We start from the raw sequence: 18,759 nt of genomic DNA on the forward strand, positions 1-18,759 counted from the left end.
AAAAATGAATTAAAACCATTTTAAGAAAACGTTTTCGCAAAACACATTATTGATTAAATTATGTCGTTGGTTTAAAAACAATGACAGTTGGTATAAATTATTTTTTTTAGAATAGCCTTCCAAATAAATTTACACCATAACTAACATAAAACATTTAAACATGAAACAAATTTTCTTAATCGTAATGATTCTTTTTACTGCGCAAGTTACTCTTGCTCAAGTAAAAACTGTCAAGGGTACGGTAGCTGATGACGCCGGAGTTCCGCTGCCTGGCGTTAATGTTATAGTAAAAGGTGAATCAAATGGAACTTCAACTGATTTTGATGGTGCATTTACTATTCAAGCGAAAGTAGGAAGCACTTTAGTAATTTCTTACATTGGTTTAGAAACTAAAAATGTAGTGATAGGGGAGGAAAGTACTTTGAAAGTGCAATTAAAAACAGCAAGTACTACAGCTCTTAATGAAGTAGTGGTTACTTCACTTGGTATCAAGAAAACAAGAAAGTCGCTAACGTATTCTGCTCAGGAATTAAAAGGAGAAGAATTGACTCGTGTGAAAGATGCTAACATTATCAATACAATTGCAGGTAAGATTGCCGGTGTTGCAGTAACCAAAAGTGCTGGTGGAACAGGTGGTTCTACAAAAGTGGAAATTAGAGGTAGCTCTTCTGTTACAAATAACCAACCTTTATATGTAATAGATGGTGTTCCTTTATTTAATGTTTCTTCAGGACAGCCAAATGCTGTTTTTGGGGATACTGCAGGGGGAAATCGTGATGGAGGAGATGCTGTATCTCTTTTGAATCCTGATGATTATGAAGGAATGACTGTGCTTAAAGGTGCTTCTGCAGCTGCTTTGTACGGTAGCCAAGGTGCAAATGGAGTAATTTTATTGACTTCTAAAAAAGCAAAAGAAGGAAAAGCAAATTTCAAAGCTTCTTCTGTAACCACTTTTGAATCTGCAGCTTATTTGCCAAAATTTCAAAATGAATATGTTGCTGTAGCAGGTGGTGATGAAACATGGGGTGCTAAAGGTGCTTCAAAGGATCATGTGGAAGATTTTTTCCAAACAGGAAACACTCAAATTACTTCTTTGGCTTTCACAACAGCTTCTAATGTAGCTTCAACTAGTTTATCGTATGCTAATACAACATCTTCTGGAATTATTCAAGGAAATGATTTGAACAAAAATAACTTTGGAATACGTCAAACAGGAAAATTCTTTAATGATAAATTAACTGTTAGCGCTAATGCAAACTATACTTCACAAACTATCGGGAACAGACCTGTAAGTGGATATTATTTCAACCCCCTAACAGGAGTATATTTGATGCCTAGAGGAAATGATTTTGATTATTATAAAAATAATTATGAAATCTTTGATCCGGTAAGAAACATGATGGTTCAGAATTGGATGACCAACAGAGATATCATGCAAAACCCATACTGGGCTATTAACCGCAATGCCTCAGAAGATAAAAACAACTTTTTTAACGGTGCTTTAGGTTTAGATTATAAAGTAAATGGTTGGTTGAGTCTTGCTTCAAGATACAGTTACAACCGTATTGAAAATAGTTTTGAAAAAGAAATTTATGCTACTACTCAAGGTACGCTTTCTCACGCAAACGGAAGATATATTAATGTTGATGGTTTGAGCACACAAAATTATGGTGATTTCATCGCTACTATTAATACTAATTTTAATGATGATTTCAGTTTTAATGCAAACATTGGAACAAGTTTCACTAAATCTGTTGGAAATGACGCTACAGTATTAGATTCAGGGATCAGTTCAGGATTGGTTTATGCAAACTGGTTTACTTTAGGGAATTTTGTAAATAATGCAGGAAACTTTCAAAATGTAGATTCAAGAAAAGAGGTACAATCTGTTTTTGCAGCGGCTACCGTTGGTTACAAAAACTACTTATATCTTGATGTAACAGGAAGAAACGATTGGTCTTCTACTTTGGTAAACACAGATAAAATGTCTTTCTTCTATCCTTCTGTGGGTGTGACAGGCTTAATAAGCGAAATGACTGAAATGCCAGATTGGATTAGTTTTGGTAAAGTGCGTGCTTCTTATGCGCAAGTAGGTAATGATATTTCATCTTTTGTGACTTCTCCAAGATCAACAATTAGAGGTGGTCAAATTGTTCCTCCAACTGTTGGACCAAGACCAGGAGAGTCTTTGAAACCAGAATTAAAATCAGAATACGAAATTGGTACAGAATGGAGAATGTTTGATAACAAACTTGGATTTGAAATTTCTTACTACAACTCTGAAACTAAAAATCAATACATTCAAGTTCCTGCTCCAGCAACAAACCCTTATGGTTACTTAAACTATGGTTTCAATGCGGCAAGTATCAAAAACTCAGGGCTTGAGGTTGTGTTAACAGGTAAAATTGTTCAAAATGATAAATTTTCTTGGGATGCTACGGTAAACTATTCTCATAACGATAATGAGGTGAGCGAAATCCCTGCTGAATTAGGAGGTAGAGTAATTTTAACTGATCCAGGTGTAAATAATTACAGATATTCATTAATCGAAGGGCAGCCTTTTGGACAAATCGAAGGAGTAAATATTAAGAAAGATGCTCAAGGTAGAGTACTGTTAAATGCTGACGGAACCATCCAAAAAACAGGATTTGAAGTAGTAGGTAATGCTAATCCTGACTATATGCTAGGTTTTTCAAACTCATTCAAATATGATAAATTCTTTGCTAATATTCTTATCGATGGTAGATTTGGTGGTGAGGTAATGAGTTTGACTGAAGCAACAAATGATGAGTTTGGAGTTTCAAAAGCAACTGGTGATGCCAGAAATGCAGGTGGTGTAGCTATCAATGCAGTTTATCCTGATGGAACTGCTTATTCAGGAAAATACCCTGCAGACAGTTATTACAAACAAATTGGTGGTAGAGCGGGAGCAACAGGAGAATATGTATATGATGCAACCAATGTAAGCGTTAGAGAGATTTCAATAGGATATAATTTTGATGCTAAGAAAATTGGTTTTATTCAATCAGCCAGTTTATCATTAATTGCCAGAAACTTATTCTTTATTTACAAAGATGCTCCTTTTGATCCAAATATTTCATTGAGTACAGGAGAAGGTTTACAAGGTGTTGACGTTTATGGAATGCCATCAACTAAAAGTATCGGTCTTAATTTAAATGTAACTTTCTAATAAAAAAATCATGATATTAAATAAAATAAAAACATCCGCTATCTGTATATCCTTATTCGCTGCAGTAAGTTGTACAGGTGATTTTGAAAGTACCAATAGTAACCCTTATGGTGCTACAGATGAACTATTAGAACAAGATTTTAATAATATAAAATCTTTATTTACGCCAATGTTCAATAACGTTCTGGTTCTTAATCCAGAATGGAGATACCAAGTGCAACAAGGATTGCAAGGAGATATCTGGTCTGGTTATATGGCAACTCCAACTCCTTTTAGAGGAGGAACTAATAATACTACTTACGACTTAGTTGACGGTTGGAATGGTTTTGCTTGGGGAGCAGGATATGGTGATGTTATGGCAAATGCCTTGAAAATAGAGCAAAGAGCTAAAGGGAAATACGATCAGTTTTATTCTTTGTCTTTGATTCTAAAAGTGGAAGCAATGCATAGAGTTACAGATACTTATGGTCCAATTGTATATTCTAAATTTGGAACTACAGATCCTGTGATTGAATACGATTCTCAAGAAGAGGTGTATAATTTAATGTTTCAGGAATTAGATTTAGCAGTAGCTGATTTAACAACCAGAGTAAATGCAAACGAAGCTTCTACTTTCATAGGTACAGATATATCTTCCTATAATGGGGATTATTCTAAATGGGTAAAATTTGCTAACTCATTGCGTTTAAGATTAGCGATGCGTCTTGTGAAAATTAATCCAACTTTAGCGAAAACCCAAGCGGAAAAAGCGATAAGTCACCCTATTGGAGTAATTACTACAAATGCAGATTTGTTCAAAGTGGTTTCACCAACTTATACTAACCCTATTGCAACTATTAGTGGTGCTTGGGAAGATATTCGTATGTCAGCCGATATGGAATCAATAATGGGAGGTTACGAAGATCCTAGATTAGCAGTGTTTTTTGATACTTCTAAACAATTTCCAGGAGAATATAAAGGAGTTCGTACAGGTATCGAAATTGCTGCAAAAGCGGATCATTCTGACTTTTCACCGATAGGAAAAATAGTTCGTTCGAAAGATATTGTTTTCATGACTGCTGCCGAAGTTTATTTCTTAAGAGCCGAAGGTGCATTGAGAGGTTGGAGTATGGGCGGATCAGCACAAAGCTTATATGAGTCTGGTATTAACAGTTCATTTGATCAGCATGCTGTTGCTGGGGCGGCCACTTATATGGCAGACAATGTAAAAACCGCAAAAGCGTATGTAGATCCAAATTTCGCAGTAAATAATTCAGTTGCTTTAAATAATGTAACTGTTGCTTGGAATGCTACTGCAACAAATGAGGTGAAATTGCAAAAAATCATCACTCAAAAATGGATTGCCGGATTCCCGGAAGGTCAAGAGGCTTGGTCTGAGTATAGAAGAACGGGTTATCCAAAATTAATGCCGGTACTTAAAAACACTTCAGGAGGTTTGATTTCTACGCAATATGGTGTAAGAAGAGTAAACTTTGTTCAATCTGAAAAAGATGGAAATCCTGGTGGAGTTGCTACAGGTATTGAAAAACTTGGAGGACCGGATAATGGAGGAACTAGACTTTGGTGGGATACTACCGGATCTAATTTCTAAAAAAGTAATAATGAATTGAAATTGAAATGGTGTAAATAATTCATAATTATTTGCACCATTTTTACATTAAAAGTCTTTACCGATAGAGGGCTGTATCGCTTAAAGATTTTGCAGTTGATGTTATAATAATACACGCCATTTTTTTAACGTATTATTGAATGAATCACGTCGTTGGTTTAAAATCTGCTACTGTTTGTATATTTTATTTTTTGATAGAAAACGTTTTAGTTAATTTTATACCTAAGATTAATAAAATCCATAGTTTACAGCAAAAACAGATTCGAAAAATTGTTAATTGGTTATGGTTCCGGAATATTTAAACGTTTTTTTTGTTTGAATGATATTCTAAATAGAAGCAAATAATTATTATAAAAAAAATAAGTAAATCGATAAAAATGAAAAATGCTTTAGAAATAAAACCTGACATTAGTTATAAAAGTGCAGGTAAATTTGAAGAAACGAGATTTGAAAAAATTCATAACGAAATTTTTAAAAACTCATCAGAAGCCTCCATTATTGTCGCTCAGGAAATTGCGCAATTAATAAGAACCAAGCAAGCCGAAAACAAATCTTGTGTACTTGGCTTGGCAACCGGTTCTTCTCCTATAAAAGTTTATGATGAATTAGTAAGAATGCATAATGAGGAAGGACTTAGTTTTAGCAATGTGATTACTTTCAATTTGGATGAATATTATCCAATGAACAAAGAGAATAATCAAAGCTATCATTATTTCATGCATCAGCATCTTTTTAATCATATTGATATAAAGCCTGAGAACATCCATGTCCCAGATGGTACAGTCTCTCTTGAAGAATTAAATCAATACTGTATCGATTATGAAATGAACATAAAAAATGCGGGTGGGCTAGATTTTCAATTGTTAGGAATTGGACGAACAGGTCACGTTGGATTTAATGAGCCTGGTTCACATATCAATTCAGGAACTCGTATTATTACATTGGATCACATTACCAGAGTTGATGCTTCTTCTGATTTTAATGGAATCGATTATGTTCCTAAAAGAGCTATTACCATGGGAGTTTCAACGATTTTGAGATCCAAAAGAATTGTGTTGATGGCTTGGGGGCAAAATAAAGCCGATATCATCAAAAGAACTATTCAAGGGGATATCAGTTCTGAAGTTCCTGCAACATTTTTGCAAAATCATACCAATGCCACTTTCGTTTTAGATCAATCTGCTGCATCAGAATTAACCCGATTCAAAACACCATGGTTGGTTGGAGAGTGTATTTGGAACCACGAATTAAAAAGTAAAGCCATTGTTTGGTTGTGTCAAAAAACAAATCAATCAATTTTAAAACTGACTGACAGAGACTACAACAACAACGGAATGTCAGATCTTTTGGCTCAGGAAGGTTCTGCTTATGATTTGAATATTAATATGTTCAATGTTTTACAGCACACCATTACCGGATGGCCAGGAGGAAAACCGAACACGGATGATTCGCACAGACCGGAAAGAGCAAATCCTGCTAAGAAAAGAGTAATTCTATTTAGCCCACACCCCGATGATGATGTGATTTCTATGGGAGGAACTTTCTCGAAATTAATCAAACAAGGACATGAGGTGCACGTAGTATACCAGACTTCTGGGAACATCGCTGTTACAGATGATGAGGCTTTGAAGTTTGCAGAAGTTTGCAATGATTTTGTAGGTGATGATCAAACTAAAATTAATTTCCAGGCAGTTATTGATTTTTTAAATAATAAAACCGAAAATCAAATAGATTCGTTAGAAGTTCGAAAATTAAAAGGATTAATTAGAAGACGAGAATCCTATGCTGCTACAAGATACATCGGATTGAAAGATGAAAACACCCATTTTTTAGACCTTCCTTTCTATGAAACAGGGCAAGTAAAGAAAAACCCGATGGGACCGGAAGATATTGCCATTGTTGCCGATATTATCGCCAAAATTAAACCACATCAGGTTTTTGCCGCTGGAGATTTGGCTGATCCACACGGTACTCATGAAGTTTGTTTGAATGCTATTTTTGCTGCCTTGAAACAATTGAAACCACAGCCTTACATGAACGATTGTTGGTTATGGCTGTACCGCGGTGCATGGCATGAGTGGGACATTCATGAAATTGACATGGCTGTACCGTTAAGTCCAGATGAGGTTTTGTTAAAAAGACATGCTATTTTATTCCACCAATCCCAAAAAGACAGAGTGATGTTCCAAGGGAATGACTCCAGAGAGTTTTGGGTAAGAGCCGAAGACCGTAATAAGAATACTGCAAAACTTTACGATGATTTGGGTCTTGCTGAATACGAAGCTATTGAAGCTTTTAAGCGCTTTGACTATTAAAAAATAAAGTTTCTAAGAAGCTGAGGTTTTGAATGTTTTTATTCATAACCCTAGATTCTCAGTGCCTAAAATTGAAAAAATGAAATATATTTTAATCCTTTTACTAACTGGTTTTTTTGCCAATGCTCAAATGAAAAAGGAGTCATTGGATTTGATGCCATGGCCTCAGAATATTAGTTTGACCAATGCTGTTTTTACTTTAAATAAAAATTTTAAAGTAAACATTACAGGTGAACCAAATTCTCGAATTTTTGTTGGGGCCACAAATTTTTTGCGAAGATTAGACGGTAGAACCGGTCTTTTTTTCGAACAAGGATTTTTGACGAAAGTCAATGAATTTCCAGCAGCTCAATTGCAGGTTAATTGCGTTCGTAGCGGAAAAACAGGCTTGTACGAGGACGAAAGCTACCAGCTTGAAATTCAATCCGGGAAGATTATAATTAATGCAACTTCAGATATAGGAGCTCTTCATGCTTTAGAAACTTTGCTGCAAATGTTGCAAAATGATAATAAGTCATTTTATTTTCCAACAGCGATGATAACAGATTATCCTCGTTTTACCTGGAGAGGTCTGATGATTGATGTAGCTCGACATTTTCAGCCTGTTGATGTTATCAAGAGAAATCTTGATGCTATGGCAGCGATGAAAATGAATGTTTTGCACTGGCATTTAGTGGATGATCAGGGATGGAGAATTGAAATGAAGAAACATCCAAAATTTACTCAATTGGCTTCTGATGGGCTTTATTATACCCAAGAGGAGATTAAAAATATTGTGAAATATGCCGATGAAAGAGGGATTATGGTGATTCCTGAAATTGATGTTCCGGGTCATGCTTCGGCTATACTTGCGGCTTATCCTGAGATTGGCAGTAAAGTGGTGAATTTAAAATCGGATTCAATCGAAAGTAAAGCTCAGACTTCTGCAGTGGTGTCTTATTCTGTTGAAAGAAATTCAGGGATTTTTACACCTACTTTGGATCCTTCAAACCCTAAGACCTATCAATTATTGAGCGAAGTGTTCGATGAGGTTTGTCCTTTATTTACAGGTAGTTATTTCCATATAGGAGGTGATGAGAATGAAGGGAAAGATTGGGATTCTAATCCTAAAATTCAGGAGTTCATGAAAAAGAATAAATTGGCCAACAATCATGAATTGCAAACTTATTTTACCATGCAATTGATTCCGATGTTAAAGAAACATAAGAAAGAATTGATGGGATGGGAAGAAATTATGACAAAAAACATGTCAAAAGAGGCTATTATTCATTCTTGGAAAGGACCAAATGAAGGAGTTTCTTCAGGTAAGTCCTTGATTACAGCGGCAAAGAATGGATACAAGACTGTTTTGTCAAATGGATATTATATTGACTTGATGCAAAGTGTTGCCGATCATTATGCGAATGATCCATTGCCAAAAGGCACAGTATTAACAGATGCCGAAAAAGCAAGAATTTTGGGTGGAGAAGCAACGATGTGGAGTGAATTAGCAACCTCATTAAACCTTGACTCCAGAATTTGGCCAAGAACCGCTGCAATTGCAGAAAGGTTGTGGTCTAATGAAGATGTTACCGATTTAAAAAGCTTACGCAAAAGATTGGAAACAGTATCTTTTAGATTAGAGGAGCTGGGAATTACACATTGGAGAAACAAAGAAGTAATTTTAAGAAACATCACTAACAATCAAAAAACAGAAGCGTTGAATGATTTTTCAAATGTTTGCGAACCCTTAAAAATATATTCGCGCAATAGTGGCGGAACAGAATATCAAACGTATTCTCCATTCACATTATTCGCAGACGCTTGTACTCCGGATGCACATGATGCTATTGCTTTTGAGGAAGTTGTGAATCTATATTTAGAAAATAAAAGTGCTGAAAATCAAGTGTTGGTTACAGATTTTCTAAAAAAATGGGTGGATATGAATACAAAACTGATTGGTTTGAGTGCCAATGCACCTTTGATGCAACCTTTTTTACCTCTTTCAAAAAGTTTAAGTGATGTATCCCAGCAGTTTTTATTGGTAATAGAAAAAAAACAGTCAGTAGATGTGACTCTGCTGAAGGATTTAGTAGAACAATGCAATTCAAAAAAATACGCCGATGTAGAATTGGCAGTTTATGCTAGTTTGAAAAAACTATTGTAAGCAAAAGCATTCAGAATAAAAAGGGTTGTTAAAATTGAGTTTGGTTATTTATATTTTGATTTAGTTTTATTTTGAATAAATAGAAGCTTCTTTTTAATTTAGTTAATGGTTTGTTTTAAAGAAGATAATATTATAAGCCTGGCAATTTAATTGTCAGGCTTTTTTGTTTACGATTTTATTATCAAAGCAAATGGTGTTCAGATAAATGTGTTTGTCTTGATATAAAAAAATCAGTATTTTTTTTGTACTTTTGCAAAAAATTTATAAAAACTATTCATGTTAACAGTTAATAATTTATCAGTACAGTTTGGCAAACGAATTTTGTTTGACGAAGTAAATACCACCTTCACACACGGTAATATTTATGGCGTAATCGGAGCTAATGGCGCTGGAAAATCTACTTTTTTAAAAATAATTTCAGGTGATATGGATCCTACTTCAGGACATATTCATTTGGAACCAGGAAAACGTATGTCGGTTTTAAACCAAAACCACAATATGTTTGACGAGCATACCGTATTGGAAACCGTAATTATGGGGAACAAAAACTTGTATGCTATCAAAAAAGAAATGGACGAACTCTATCTTGACTATAATGATAAAAATGCAGATAGAATAGGGGAGCTACAAGTGCAATTCGAAGAAATGAACGGTTGGAATGCCGATTCTGATGCTGCTTCGATGTTATCAAACTTAGGTATCACAGAAGACAATCATTATACTTTAATGGGAGATCTTGAGGGTAAAATTAAAGTTCGTGTGCTTTTGGCGCAAGCCCTTTTTGGAAATCCTGATTTACTTATTATGGATGAGCCTACCAACGATTTGGATTTTGAAACAATCGCTTGGTTAGAGAATTTCTTAGCCAATTATGAGAACACAGTAATTGTGGTTTCTCACGACAGACACTTCTTGGATTCTGTTTGTACGCATATTTCGGATATTGATTTTGGAAAGATAAATCACTATTCAGGAAATTATACTTTCTGGTATGAATCAAGTCAGTTGGCAGCAAAACAACGTGCGCAACAAAACAAGAAAGCCGAAGAAAAGAAACAAGAATTAGAAGAATTTATTCGTCGTTTTTCTGCGAATGTGGCCAAATCAAAACAGGCTACTTCCCGTAAAAAAATGATCAGTAAATTAAATATATCTGAAATTAAACCATCAAGCCGTCGTTATCCTGCCATTATTTTTGATCAGGATCGTGAAGCGGGAGATCAAATTTTGAATGTTCAGGATTTAAGTGCTTCCATTGAAGGGGAAGTTTTGTTTAAAGGAGTGGATTTGAATATGGCGAAAGGTGATAAAATCGTCCTTTTTTCTAAAGATTCACGTGCAACAACTGCTTTTTATGAGATTCTAAACGGTAATCAAAAACCAGATTCTGGTACTTTTGATTGGGGTATCACAACAAACCAAGCATATTTACCGGTAGAAAACCATTCGTTTTTTGAAAATGATTTATCGTTGGTAGACTGGTTGCGTCAATGGGCTAAAACTGAAGAAGAGCGTGATGAAGTTTTTGTTAGAGGTTTCTTGGGGAAAATGATTTTCTCTGGAGAAGAAGCTTTAAAAACAAGCCGTGTATTATCAGGAGGGGAGAAAGTTCGTTGTATGTTGTCCAGAATGATGATGGAACGCGCTAATATCCTAATGCTAGATGAACCAACGAATCACTTGGATTTGGAATCTATTACCGCTTTCAATAATTCATTAAAAAACTTTAAAGGTTCAGTGATTTTTACTACTCATGATCATGAGTTTGCTCAAACTGTTGGTAACCGTGTGGTAGAATTAACTCCAAATGGAGCTATCGACCGTTACATGACTTTTGATGAGTATCTTGATGATGAAAAAGTACAGGAATTAAGAACTAAAATGTATTCTTAAAATAATAGGTATTTTTAAAAATAAGTAAGGCTGTCAATTTTGACAGCCTTTTTACTTTGTATTTTTTACAGTTTACTTATTTACATTCCAAACCGGCTACAGAAGGAGCAATTTCTACTCCATTAGAATCCTTAACAGACCAACCTCCAGTAATAACACCACCAGAATTTATTGAATTCCAAGTGATTCTGATGGTCACTTCTGAACATTTCGAAATATCTCCTTTAACTGTTATCACTCTATTAGAACTTCCACCAGGTGTAGTTTGTCCCTTTGTGATATTGGTGCCTCCAGTAACAATTACTTCAGCATCAGCTCCTGTAAAGTTAGTCAATCCACCTTGTATCTTGAAAGAGGATATATCTGCGTCCGATTTAAATGTGTAAATGGCTTCACGAGCTGTACCGCATGAAATTGTTTTTCCTGTAAAAGAAGTTTCACAATCCGGGCATAGGCCAAAAAGATTATAAGCCACATCAAATTCTGCCGGATTACCAACTTTAGTAACTTTTAAATTGAAACTTTTTAGGTCACACGCTTTCCATCCTGATGGTAATGGTGTAGTATATGTTTCCCATGTATTTGCAGCAACAGAACCACCTGTCCATGATGAAACGCCATTTATTACCAAATCACTCCAGCCTTCAGTGCTTTTTACTTTTAAAACAAAATCGGTGGCAGTGTTGTAATATACAATGTCAACGGTTTTACTGAATTTTTTGCCATCGGATCCTCCCCAATAAACAATTTTTTGATCAGTTGTTTCAAAATAAGGACCATCAGCTTTAATACAGTCTGTACTGCAATCGCCACTTGAAACAGCTGTAACAGCTGCTACAGTAGTTGCTCCTGCTTTTAATATTTGTTCCGATTTTTTATTGGTTGTAGTGTCATCTGTAGTTGTCGATATCTCTTCCGTCTGACAAGAATATATAATGCTAAAAAATGCAAGTAGGTATATGCTTTTTAACAAAAATCTAGATTTTTGGGCCATTTTTTTCATAATTTTTCACTGGTTTAATAGTTAAATTTTATGTTAAATTATAATAAATAATACTACAAAAAAATTTATACGGGTTTATTCTATGAACGAATAAATAAAAACGTTTAACAACATTTGATGTTTATTATTTGTAGCGGATTTATTACTTTTTTTATTTAGTTCGTTGGTTCACAGTTTGAAAAAATATTTTTTTTAGTTCTTTAATTAAAGGTCTTCCAAATATGGTTTTTATAAAAAAATACATACTTTTGAGAGACACAGTTTTGTAGTAAAAATTCCAAATTTAAGATGAACGATTCTCTATCTAATTTAAAAGCTCCTCGAATTGAGGTTGTTGATGCCTTACGCGGTTTTGCCATTATGTCTATCATGTTGTTGCATAATATTGAACATTTTGATTACTATTTTTTCCCGGAATCCTTTCCGGATTGGCTGAAAGCAATAGATAAAGTGATTTGGGATACTTTGTTCTTTTTATTTGGGGGTAAATCCTATGCAATTTTTGCGCTTCTTTTTGGATTTAGTTTTTACATTCAAAATAACAATCAGGAGAAAAGAGGAAATGATTTCAGAGGTCGTTTTTTTTGGCGACTGATACTGTTGTTTGGGTTTGGCTTTATAAATACGATATTTTACGAGGGTGATATCTTAATGTTTTATGCTGTACTCGGACTTGTATTAATCCCAGTGTGCAGATGGAGCAATAAAGCTGTTTTTATTACTGCAGTATTCTTGATGTTGCAACCTTTGGAATGGACAAAATACATTTATACACTCTTCAATCCGGAATACATACCAAAACCCAATATGTCTGATTTTTATTTCGGTAAAATGGGGGAGTATTTAAACAGTACTTCATTTATAGATTATGCCATTGGAAATCTTCGAATTGGAAAAATGGCCGCGATGTTTTGGTCATGGGAAAATGGTCGGTTTTTTCAAGCACCTGCTTTGTTTATGTTTGGAATGTTGTTAGGTCGAAAACAACTTTTTGTGACAACAACAGCTGCTGTTAATTTTTGGACAAAAGCTTTATGGTGTGCTATACTTTTATTTATTCCATTATTTGCATTAAAAACATATTTGCCGGATATTGTTTCCAGAAAAGCGGAATTGGACAGACTTTCTGTTATTGTTACTTCTTGGTCCAATGTTTCTTTTATGCTGATATTAGTTGCTTCATTTATAAAATTATATCAAAATGAAACTATAAATAAGGCACTCTCTAAATTGATTCCTTTTGGGAAAATGAGTTTGACTAATTATATTATGCAGTCTGTAGTTGGGGCATTTATTTACTATAAATATGGCTTAGGGCTTTATGAACATACTGGAGCGACCTATTCGTTATTAATTGGGATCAGCTTGTTTTTATTGCAACTGGCATTCTGTACCTGGTGGCTTAAAACGCATAAACAAGGTCCGTTAGAATCTATTTGGCACAAGGCAACATGGGTGTCGTTTAACAAATAAAATTGTTTAAGCCTTAAATTTCAATTTAAGGCTTTTTTGTGGGAATCAATTAAATGATTGTCAAAATCAGATTCTATTTAAAAAAAAATTATATTTGAAATTCGCTGTTTTACAAACTAATCCAAACTAAAAAATGACCAACAGTACTTTCAGTTTTAAATCACCTCGTATTGAGGTTGTCGATGCTTTACGTGGTTTCGCCATTATGTCTATTATGTTACTTCACAATGTAGAACATTTTGAATATTATCATTTGCCTGAAAATTTTCCGGATTGGCTAGTGGCTTTGGATAAAATAGTTTGGGATTCGTTATTTTTTCTTTTTGGAGGAAAGTCGTATGCGATTTTTGCCTTGTTGTTTGGTTTTAGTTTTTACATTCAGAATGATAATGAGGCAAAGAAAGGAAATGATTTTAGAGGGCGTTTTTTTTGGCGAATGATGTTATTACTGGTTTTTGGAATTATTAATACTGCCTTTTATCAAGGCGATATTTTGACCTTATATGCTTTTCTGGGGCTTCTATTGATACCGGTTGTAAATTGGAGTAACAAAGCTGTTTTTATAACAGCAGTTATATTAATGTTGCAGCCTTTGGAGTGGGCAAGATGTATTTATTATGTTCTGAATCCGGATTATGTAGCGCCACCCAATTTGTCTAATTCCTATTATGAAAGTATAGCCGAATTTATGAAAAATGGATCTTTTATGGATTATGTGATTGGGAATTTGACTTTAGGAAAAATTGCCTCTTTACTATGGTCATGGGAAAACGGAAGATTTTTTCAGGCGCCGGCTTTGTTTATGTTTGGAATGTTGCTTGGCAGAAAACAGCTTTTCACAACCACTGTTGAAAACACCCAATTTTGGAGCAAAGTATTGCGTTATGCGATAATTTTATTTGTTCCGTTGTATTTCTTAAAGACGCACATTGTTGATCTTATTGCAAGAGTAACACTATCAAATAAACTTACGATTATTTTTGCATCCTGGTCTAATGTTGCGTTTATGTCAATACTTGTATCTTCTTTTGTCCTATTGTATCAGAAGGAATCGGTAAATACCGTTTTTTCTAAGTTAATTCCTTTCGGGAAAATGAGTTTGACCAATTACATCATGCAGTCTATGATTGGGTCCTTTATTTATTACCGATATGGCCTGGGACTTTTTGAATATACGGGGGCGACTTTTTGTTTATTGATAGGAATTGTATTGTTTTTTATTCAATTGGCGTTTTGTACGTGGTGGCTTAAAACACACAAACAGGGACCTTTAGAAACCATTTGGCATAAAGCAACCTGGATTTCATTTGGAAAATAATAAGTGCCATTATTTTCTAGACATATAATTAATAAATCATAAATCGGAATTTGTATATTTGCACAACCAAACACTACACTTTATTATGAGTCAAAAAGTATTACTTACTGCAAAAGAAGTTACTATCATACTGCATCGTTTGGCCTGTCAATTGATTGAAAAGCACTTAGATTTTTCAGATACTGTATTAGTTGGAATTCAACCTAGAGGAGTTTATTTGGCAGAACGTTTAAAGAAAATTTTAGAAAACGAATATCAAACACCCGAAATTACTCTGGGTTATCTCGATATAACATTTTTTAGAGATGATTTCCGAAGAACAAATAAACCATTAGAGGCAAATAGAACTAACATTAATTTTATTGTTGAAAATAAAAAAGTGGTCTTTATCGACGATGTTTTATTTACAGGAAGAAGCATTCGATCTGCATTGACAGCTATTCAATCCTTCGGAAGACCTTCTGAAATTGAACTGTTGGTTTTGATTGACAGACGTTTCAGTCGTAATCTGCCAATTCAACCTGATTATAGAGGAAGACAAGTAGACGCCATAAACGACGAGAAAGTAAAAGTAAGCTGGAAAGAAAATGATGGTGAAGATGGGGTTTATTTAATAACAAGTTAGATAATCATTATAAATCTGGCTATTTAAGAAATTAATAATCGAAAAAAGAAATGAAAGAATTAAGCGTAAATCATTTATTAGGAATAAAATACATCAACAAGAATGATATTGACCTGATTTTTGAAACTGCCGATCATTTTAAGGAAGTCATTAACAGACCAATTAAGAAAGTGCCCTCTTTACGTGATATTACGATTGCCAATATATTTTTCGAAAACAGTACCCGAACAAAACTTTCCTTTGAATTGGCACAAAAACGTTTGTCAGCAGATGTTATTAGTTTTTCAGCTGCTCAATCATCGGTCAAAAAAGGAGAAACTCTTATTGATACCGTAAATAACATACTTTCGATGAAAGTAGATATGGTAGTGATGCGTCATTCTAATCCGGGTGCCGCATATTTTTTATCAAAAAATGTAAAAGCGAGTATTGTAAACGCGGGTGATGGAGCTCATGAACACCCTACACAGGCTTTATTAGACAGTTATTCCATTAGGGAAAAATTGGGTGAGGTAGCCGGTAAAAAAATAGTGATTGTAGGTGATATTCTGCATTCCAGAGTGGCATTATCCAATATATATGCTTTGCAAATGCAAGGCGCAGAAGTAAAAGTATGCGGGCCAAAAACTTTAATTCCAAGATACATAGAATCTCTTGGTGTGACAGTTGAACCAAATCTTCGCAAAGCATTAGAATGGTGTGATGTTGCAAATATGTTACGTGTACAAAATGAAAGGATGGATGTAAACTTTTTTCCTTCTACCAGAGAGTATGCGCAACAATATGGAGTTGATAAAACATTATTGGATTCATTAAATAAAGAGATTGTGATTATGCACCCTGGCCCGATTAATCGTGGGGTTGAAATTACTAGTGATGTTGCTGATTCACAACAATCTGTGATTTTAAATCAAGTAGAGAATGGAGTTGCCATTCGAATGGCTGTTATTTATCTTTTAGCCTCAAAAATTCAATAATTTTATATAAAACTTAGTAACTTAGCTACTTGTAACCTGTCTGCCGTTACGCAGCCTCTGAAACTTTAGAAAAATGAAAGTAGATCAAAAAGGCCACACCATCACTATTAAAGACACTCAAGGTGATTTTACTTCTTTTTTGATGAAAATAACGCATCAAATTAAGACTTTTGAAAAACACAATATAATTGTAGATCTACTGCAGTATAAAAATTTATCTTTAAACGAGATAAAGTTATTTTTACCATTATCCAAACAACAAAAAAAAGCCAAAAAATCTTTTGTTATCGTTGTTTCAGAGTTTGATTATAATGCTGTTCCCGATAAACTGACCGTTGTTCCTTCTTTATTAGAAGCCCATGACATAATTGAAATGGAAGAGATTGAAAGGGATTTGGGATTTTAGTTTTGATAATTATTTTTACCGAAACTAAGTATTTAAATTTTAGTTAAACGCTTAATCGATTTAATAAATAACCGAATAAACTTAAATTTGAAACTAACCATACTTGGTTGCTATGCGGCAACTCCCAGAACCTTCACGAATCCTACCTCACAGTTGTTGGAAATTAGAAACCGACTTTTTCTGATTGATTGCGGTGAAGGAACCCAAGTACAATTGCGTAAAAATAAAATCCGCTTCTCTAAAATCAATCATATTTTTATTTCGCATTTACATGGAGATCATTTTTTTGGTTTGGTAGGTCTCATATCTACTTTTACCTTACTAAACAGGACTACAGATTTACACATTTACGGCCCAAAAGGCATTAAAGAAATTATAAAACTTCAATTACGCCTATCTAATTCCTGGACAAATTACGGATTGTTTTTTCATGAATTGGAATCGAATGAGAGTGAAGTGATTTTTGAAGATGAAAAGGTTTTGGTAAAAACCATTCCCTTGAAACATCGGATTTACACGAACGGTTTTTTGTTCCAAGAAAAAATAGGGGAGAGGAAACTTAATTTGGATGCTGTTCAGAATTATGAAATTGAAACCTGCTATTATCAAAAAATAAAAAACGGGAAAGACATCACTTTAGATGACGGAAGGCTTATTGAAAATGAAAAGTTGACTTTTGATCCTATTCCGGTTAAAAGTTATGCTTTTTGTTCGGATACAGCATATAATGAACTGATGGTCCCTATTATTGAAAATGTGGATGTTTTGTACCATGAAGCTACATTTTTGCAGTCGGAAGAAAGTTTAGCGGAAAAGACTTTGCATTCAACAGCAAAGGATGCTGCAAAAATCGCTTTGAAAGCAAATGTAAAACAGCTCATTTTAGGGCATTATTCTACACGATACGAAAGTTTGGAGCTTTTTAAAGAAGAAGCCTCGCAAATATTCCCTAATGTGCTTTTGGGAGATGATGGGGTAAGTTTTGAGCTTTAAAAATTGAGAATTAATTTATTTATAATATAAAATTGATTAATAGATTTTTAGATAGTTGGAAATCTAGTTATCGGAAAATCTAGTAAATCGAAAAATCAAAATATGAAAGATTTAAGTAATTACAGGAAATCTTATGAAAAGAGTGAATTATTGGAATCCAATATTCCTGAGGATCCAATAAATCTTTTTAACAGATGGTTTCACGAAGTAGAAGATTTTGGTGGAAACGAGGAAGTTAATGCTATGACTGTTGCTACTATTGGTTTAGACGGATTTCCAAAGTCCAGAGTGGTGTTGTTGAAAAAATTCAACGAGGAAGGATTTATTTTTTATACCAATTATAATTCTGAAAAAGGAAAAGCCATAGCGATGAATCCAAATGTTTGTCTTTCTTTCTTCTGGCCAAGTATGGAGCGTCAGGTTATCATAAAAGGTACTGCGCAAAAAACAGCTGAAAACACTTCCGACGGTTATTTTGATTCCAGACCTGATGGAAGCAAGTTGGGAGCTGTAGTATCCAATCAAAGTGAAGTGATACCTTCTAGAGATTATTTAGAGGAAAATTTGAAGCAATTAGAAATTGATTATGAAGGAATCGTAATTCCGAGACCGAAACATTGGGGAGGTTTTTTGGTAGTTCCTTTTGAAGTTGAATTTTGGCAAGGGAGACCAAACAGGCTGCATGACAGAATACGATACACTGCTCAGGAAGATTACTCTTGGAAAATAGACAGACTATCTCCATAAGATGTAAAAAAAAAATATAAATAATTCGTAACTAATTTATTAATAATATTTTACGTTATCGAAA

The 18,759-nt window shown here is 34.2% G+C and carries 13 protein-coding genes; 12 read left to right on the forward strand and 1 reads right to left on the reverse strand.

The features are described 5' to 3' along the window. Nucleotides 1-160: 160 nt before the first annotated feature. The 5 genes from ABEB23_RS09620 to ABEB23_RS09640 all read left to right on the forward strand — a co-directional run bounded on the left by ABEB23_RS09620 (nucleotide 161) and on the right by ABEB23_RS09640 (nucleotide 11,153). Nucleotides 161-3,190: a SusC/RagA family TonB-linked outer membrane protein gene (locus ABEB23_RS09620; protein ID WP_348812381.1), complete on the forward strand. Its 3,030-nt coding sequence runs from the start codon at nucleotides 161-163 to the stop codon at nucleotides 3,188-3,190. Between the two features lie 10 nt (nucleotides 3,191-3,200). Next, entirely contained in the window at nucleotides 3,201-4,781 is a 1,581-nt protein-coding gene (locus tag ABEB23_RS09625) for a RagB/SusD family nutrient uptake outer membrane protein (RefSeq protein ID WP_348812382.1), read from the forward strand. A 395-nt stretch (nucleotides 4,782-5,176) separates the two neighbouring features. After that, nucleotides 5,177-7,114 carry a glucosamine-6-phosphate deaminase gene (gene nagB, locus ABEB23_RS09630; protein ID WP_348812383.1) on the forward strand — a complete coding sequence of 646 codons (1,938 nt, stop codon included), beginning with the start codon at nucleotides 5,177-5,179 and terminating at the stop codon, nucleotides 7,112-7,114. 79 nt (nucleotides 7,115-7,193) lie between these two features. Next, on the forward strand, nucleotides 7,194-9,260 hold the full coding sequence (locus ABEB23_RS09635; RefSeq protein ID WP_348812384.1) for a beta-N-acetylhexosaminidase: 2,067 nt from the start codon (nucleotides 7,194-7,196) through the stop codon (nucleotides 9,258-9,260). Nucleotides 9,261-9,536: 276 nt separating this feature from the next. Next, nucleotides 9,537-11,153, forward strand: a complete 1,617-nt coding sequence (locus tag ABEB23_RS09640) for an ABC-F family ATP-binding cassette domain-containing protein (protein ID WP_348812385.1) — start codon at nucleotides 9,537-9,539, stop codon at nucleotides 11,151-11,153. Nucleotides 11,154-11,229: 76 nt separating this feature from the next. Here the strand turns inward: ABEB23_RS09640 and ABEB23_RS09645 are convergent, their stop codons facing one another. Next, on the reverse strand, nucleotides 11,230-12,126 hold the full coding sequence (locus tag ABEB23_RS09645; protein WP_348812386.1) for a hypothetical protein: 897 nt from the start codon (nucleotides 12,124-12,126) through the stop codon (nucleotides 11,230-11,232). 318 nt (nucleotides 12,127-12,444) lie between these two features. On the opposite strand from ABEB23_RS09645, the gene ABEB23_RS09650 reads away from it, so the two are divergent. The 7 genes from ABEB23_RS09650 to pdxH all read left to right on the forward strand — a co-directional run bounded on the left by ABEB23_RS09650 (nucleotide 12,445) and on the right by pdxH (nucleotide 18,695). Then, nucleotides 12,445-13,629, forward strand: a complete 1,185-nt coding sequence (locus tag ABEB23_RS09650) for a DUF418 domain-containing protein (RefSeq protein WP_348812387.1) — start codon at nucleotides 12,445-12,447, stop codon at nucleotides 13,627-13,629. Nucleotides 13,630-13,762: 133 nt separating this feature from the next. After that, nucleotides 13,763-14,947 (forward strand): DUF418 domain-containing protein, encoded by a 1,185-nt coding sequence (locus ABEB23_RS09655; protein ID WP_348812388.1) that lies wholly within the window; start codon nucleotides 13,763-13,765, stop codon nucleotides 14,945-14,947. A gap of 85 nt (nucleotides 14,948-15,032) precedes the next feature. Further along, nucleotides 15,033-15,572 (forward strand): bifunctional pyr operon transcriptional regulator/uracil phosphoribosyltransferase PyrR, encoded by a 540-nt coding sequence (gene pyrR / locus ABEB23_RS09660; protein WP_348812389.1) that lies wholly within the window; start codon nucleotides 15,033-15,035, stop codon nucleotides 15,570-15,572. Between the two features lie 50 nt (nucleotides 15,573-15,622). Beyond that, nucleotides 15,623-16,549, forward strand: coding sequence for an aspartate carbamoyltransferase catalytic subunit (locus ABEB23_RS09665; protein WP_348812390.1), 927 nt, complete (start codon nucleotides 15,623-15,625; stop codon nucleotides 16,547-16,549). A gap of 73 nt (nucleotides 16,550-16,622) precedes the next feature. Continuing rightward, nucleotides 16,623-16,955, forward strand: a complete 333-nt coding sequence (locus tag ABEB23_RS09670; RefSeq protein WP_348812391.1) for a ribonuclease Z — start codon at nucleotides 16,623-16,625, stop codon at nucleotides 16,953-16,955. Between the two features lie 87 nt (nucleotides 16,956-17,042). Beyond that, nucleotides 17,043-17,948, forward strand: a complete 906-nt coding sequence (locus ABEB23_RS09675) for a ribonuclease Z (RefSeq protein ID WP_348812392.1) — start codon at nucleotides 17,043-17,045, stop codon at nucleotides 17,946-17,948. Nucleotides 17,949-18,050: 102 nt separating this feature from the next. Then, nucleotides 18,051-18,695, forward strand: coding sequence for a pyridoxamine 5'-phosphate oxidase (gene pdxH, locus ABEB23_RS09680; RefSeq protein ID WP_348812393.1), 645 nt, complete (start codon nucleotides 18,051-18,053; stop codon nucleotides 18,693-18,695). The last annotated feature ends 64 nt before the right edge of the window (nucleotides 18,696-18,759 follow it).

Origin of the sequence: Flavobacterium maritimum, assembly GCF_040049085.1 — a bacterium.
GTDB classification, from domain to species: Bacteria; Bacteroidota; Bacteroidia; order Flavobacteriales; family Flavobacteriaceae; genus Flavobacterium; species Flavobacterium maritimum.